This is a genomic window from Candidatus Eisenbacteria bacterium (assembly GCA_035712145.1).
GTDB lineage: Bacteria > Eisenbacteria > RBG-16-71-46 > RBG-16-71-46 > RBG-16-71-46 > DASTBI01.
Genome location: DASTBI010000251.1, coordinates 1 through 3,802, shown reverse-complemented (window position 1 = coordinate 3,802; position 3,802 = coordinate 1). Strand labels below are relative to the sequence as shown.

Genomic DNA, 3,802 nt, shown 5'->3' with positions numbered 1-3,802 from the left:
TTCTTGACCCGCTGGCCCACCGAGGCCCCCACGGTCGAGGAGGAGAGCGTTCCGATCTCGAGGATCGCGCCGTCGGTCCGCACCATGCCCGCCCGCACCTGGGCGATCGAGCAATCGACGTTCGGGGTCGATGCCGGAGGGAACGTCGTCGACAACGTCGACACGTCCGCCACCACCTGACCGTTGGCCGCGGTGCAGTTGATGTCGATCAGGCCGGGCTGAGTGACGTCGTCACCGACCTGTGACACGCGCCCGTTGCCGCCCGAGACCACGTCACCGGCGAACACGTGGCTGTTGCTGAGGATGTACTGGGAGCCGCCCCTGTTGACCAGTGCGCCCAGCGTCCCGCCGCAGCAGAAGCCGTTCGCGAGGTCCAGCGTCGGCCCGCCTGAGGTGCCGAGCTGAATGGGAGGCGTCTGCTTGGCGGTGTGGCTCACCCCGCCGCCCTGGCCTTTCATCGCATAGATCTTGCCGTTCACCTTCTCGATCACTCGCACGCCTTCGACCATCTCCGGAAGCTTGCCCGGCGCCATCTTGCTTTCGGTGTAGACGTGAATCGCGGGCTTGCCCCGGTCGTCGAGTCCCGTGCCGACCGCCACGACGCCCTGGACCTGCATGAGGTCGCGCGTGTGGCGATCCTGGACCGCGATCGTCGCCCGGAGCATCGAGGCGTCGATCCCGTGGGTGATGCCGTTGCGACCGAGGTCGGCGGTCGTGGGCGCGGTGGGTTGCTTGCTGCAGCCCACCGCCACGATGCCTGCGGCGATCGCGACGAGGAGGAGGAACCCGAGAGACCGTGAGCGGGGTGCTCTTTCCTTCATAGGAAGCCTCCTTGAAGGGGTGGGGGATACAGCCGCGACGAGCCGTTGGGGACGGAGTCGCGCGGGCGGCAGTATAAGAGCGCGCCTCCTCGTCAAGCCATTGAAAAGTGAGGGTCGCAGCGCGCGCAATGAAGAAGGCCCGCGGTGTCCCGCGGGCCTTCAAACAACGAGCCGACTCGAACTGTTCTAGGCGGTGACGATCACCAGCTGTTTCACCTTCCGGAACTCCTTGGGGTCCAGGATGCGAAGCTCGAGCTTCCCTTCGACCGGCAGGAGCTCGTAGCTCGTCGGAGGCTGAGCGCTCACGACCTGAGCCTTCGCCGCCGGAATCGACACGACCGTCTGCTGATCGGTGTCGACCGCCACGAACGACATCTCGTCGAACTTGCCGGTCGGCTTGAGCGTCTTGCCCAGGCCCAGCACGCCGCCCTTGGCTTCGAGGACGCCGCTCTCGGTGAGCTGCTTCTTCGATCCGACGGCCACGTAGACCGTGGCCATCTCACGCCGGTTGTTCTCGATGGTCGCGGTGTTCTCCTGGACGGTGGTGGTCAGGCCGGCGACCTGCGTGCTGAGCGTATCCACCTGCGTCGTGAGCTGGGCGACCAGCGCCTCCTTCTCCTCGACGGACTGCTTGAGGCCGGCCACCATCTTCTGCAGGCCGTTGACCCTGATGCCGCTCTTCTTGAGGCTCGCCTCGAGCTGATTGATGCGCTGCTTGCTGCGCTCGATCCCGGCGCGAAGCTGAGCGATGCGGTCGAGAGCGTCCTGACCGCTGGGGCTCGAGATCTGGCCCTCGCCGTCTCCACGGTTCATCTTGACGTTCGCATCGCCGACGGCGATGGCGTTCAGGCTGTCCTGGATCTCGGCGATGGCGTCGATCGTGTTCGCGTACCGGTTGCGGGCCGTCTCTTCGGCCGCTTGCATGGCAGCGTAGTCCGACTGCGACTTCTTATACTTGCCATAGAGCATCCCGGTCGCCCCACCCAATACCAGGATGACGGCGACCAATCCGAAAAGAACCGTCTTGCGCATAGAAGTTCTCCCTCGTTGCGGCCGGTTTCGGTGGTTCGGGGATTCAGGGTCTGATCCAAGTCGAGCGTCAGTGGGGTGGACGGCCCGACGGCGGCCCGGAGTGAAGACCCGGTGCCTTGGGCATCATACCCCGAGGGTCGGCGGGTTGCGCCACCAAATGCTGACTTCGCCTCACCCTCGGGATGAGATGCGCGAGTGTTACATCCTGCGGCTGCGACGCTTAGCCCGCGTTGCCTCCGCCCTGCCGATGACAGCCGTTCATGCATTCGCGGCGGCCCGCGTTGATTTGAACCATCGCGGCTGCATGGCGCGAGGCTTCCGCCTCCATGCAGGCTTCGCGCTCCGAGCTGGCCAGCGCCTGGCAACCGCGAATCGCGGCCTGATGCGTTTCGGCTTCGGCACGAACCTGATCCGACGATGACTTCGAGCAGGACTTGATGCACCCGCTGGGGCCGGCCTTGTCGACAGAAACCCCGGTGAGGTGGTCGCCCACCATCGTGCAGCCCACGATGGCGGCCATGATGACGAGCGCCGCAGCGCCGTACATCGACAAGCGTGAGACGCGAGCGAGTTGCATGGAACCTCCAAGGCTGTAAGCGGCTCCGCCTGCCCATTGGGGCGAGGCAAGCGAGATCTTCTGACCCGGTCGATCAAGGGGAGCGCGCCTTTTCAAGGGCGCCTGTACCAAATCTAGCATGCTTCCGCGTAGCACAACGGGGAAATCGCCTCTGAATGGAACAGTCCGCGACCTCATCCAGCTATGGGACAAGCGGCGGGCCTCGGGGCCGGGGTGATGGGAGGGGAACCCACCGTGCACCTCATTCGGGGCGGACGGAGTGGCGGTGGATTCGACCCACCTCGCGGTCTAGAGTGGCCTCTCCAGCAAATCGAGCCCTCGTGAGCGGTCCATACCGGGAGGTTTCGTCCATGAGCACAGCCCCTCCAGACATCGAGACCCTCAAGGCACGGATGCGCGCCACATGGTCGGCGGGTGACTTCGGCGTGATCGCGAAGCAGATCCAGGGAGAGGAAGAGGAGCTCATCGGCCGGCTGAACATCAAGCCGGGGATGAAAGTGCTGGACGTGGCGTGCGGAACCGGCAACACGGCCATCCCTGCCGCCCGCCGCGGCGCGGACGTGATCGGAGTGGACATCGCTCCCAATCTGCTCGAGCAGGCGCGCGCACGAGCAAAGGCCGAGGATCTCGGCGCACGATTCGAGGAGGGCGATGCGGAGCAGCTGCGCTTCAAGGAAGGCGCGTTCGATCTGGTGATCTCGGTATTCGGCGCCATGTTCGCGCCGCGTCCCGAGCGGGTCGCGTCCGAGCTGACGCGGGTGTGCCGCTCGGGGGGCCGCATCGTCATGGCCAGTTGGACGCCCGAAAGCTTCACGGGCAGGTCCTTTCAGCTGGCGTCCAAGTACGTGCCGCCACCGCCCGGCTTGCCGCCGCCCATCCTCTGGGGCGACGAGGCCACCGTTCGTGAACGGCTGCGCGACGGCATCGCGAACATCGAGATGCATCGGCGAGTCGCCACCTTCCGCCTGCCTTTCGGCGAATCGGAAGTGGTCGACTACTACCGCCGCTACTCGGGTCCGACGATTCGCACCTTCGAAGCGCTCGACGCGGCGGGGCAGGCCGCCTACCGCAAGGAGTACGAGGCGCTGTGGAAAGCGAACAACCGCGCCACCGACGGCACGCTCGAGGTGCCGAGCGAGTACCTCGAGATCATCGCCACCCGCGCGTGAGCCGGCGGCCCGGCCGGGTGGATCCATTCAGCGATCCACCCGGTCCGTGGCCTACGAACCGCTCACTTCACGAGCACGAACTTCCCTGACGCGCGACGGCCGTTGGCCTCGAGCGTGTAGAAGTACAGACTCGCGCCCGCCTTGCGCGCGCCTTCGAACGTGGCGTGGTGTCGGCCGCCGGGGACCACGCCGTCGACCAAGGT

The 3,802-nt window shown here is 66.0% G+C and carries 4 protein-coding genes; 1 reads left to right on the top strand and 3 read right to left on the bottom strand.

The genetic code is table 11. The annotated features are described in order from the left end of the window. From VFQ05_17375 to VFQ05_17365, 3 genes are all read right to left on the bottom strand, one after another. Positions 1-821, bottom strand: an 821-nt coding sequence (locus VFQ05_17375) for a hypothetical protein (GenBank protein ID HET9328541.1), incomplete at its 3' end; no start/stop codon positions are given. 186 nt (positions 822-1,007) lie between these two features. Further along, positions 1,008-1,853, bottom strand: a complete 846-nt coding sequence (locus VFQ05_17370; protein ID HET9328540.1) for a hypothetical protein — start codon at positions 1,851-1,853, stop codon at positions 1,008-1,010. A gap of 220 nt (positions 1,854-2,073) precedes the next feature. Continuing rightward, on the bottom strand, positions 2,074-2,430 hold the full coding sequence (locus VFQ05_17365) for a hypothetical protein (GenBank protein HET9328539.1): 357 nt from the start codon (positions 2,428-2,430) through the stop codon (positions 2,074-2,076). A 350-nt stretch (positions 2,431-2,780) separates the two neighbouring features. Between VFQ05_17365 and VFQ05_17360 the strand changes: the two genes are divergently transcribed. Next, positions 2,781-3,599, top strand: a complete 819-nt coding sequence (locus VFQ05_17360; protein HET9328538.1) for a class I SAM-dependent methyltransferase — start codon at positions 2,781-2,783, stop codon at positions 3,597-3,599. Positions 3,600-3,802: the final 203 nt, after the last annotated feature.

What these genes read in the sequence shown, in the direction of transcription:
- VFQ05_17370 (HET9328540.1), bottom strand. Translation starts at nt 1,853, where the DNA reads ATGCGCAAGACGGTTCTTTTCGGATTGGTCGCCGTCATCCTGGTATTG.
- VFQ05_17365 (HET9328539.1), bottom strand. Translation starts at nt 2,430, where the DNA reads ATGCAACTCGCTCGCGTCTCACGCTTGTCGATGTACGGCGCTGCGGCG.
- VFQ05_17360 (HET9328538.1), top strand. Translation starts at nt 2,781, where the DNA reads ATGAGCACAGCCCCTCCAGACATCGAGACCCTCAAGGCACGGATGCGC.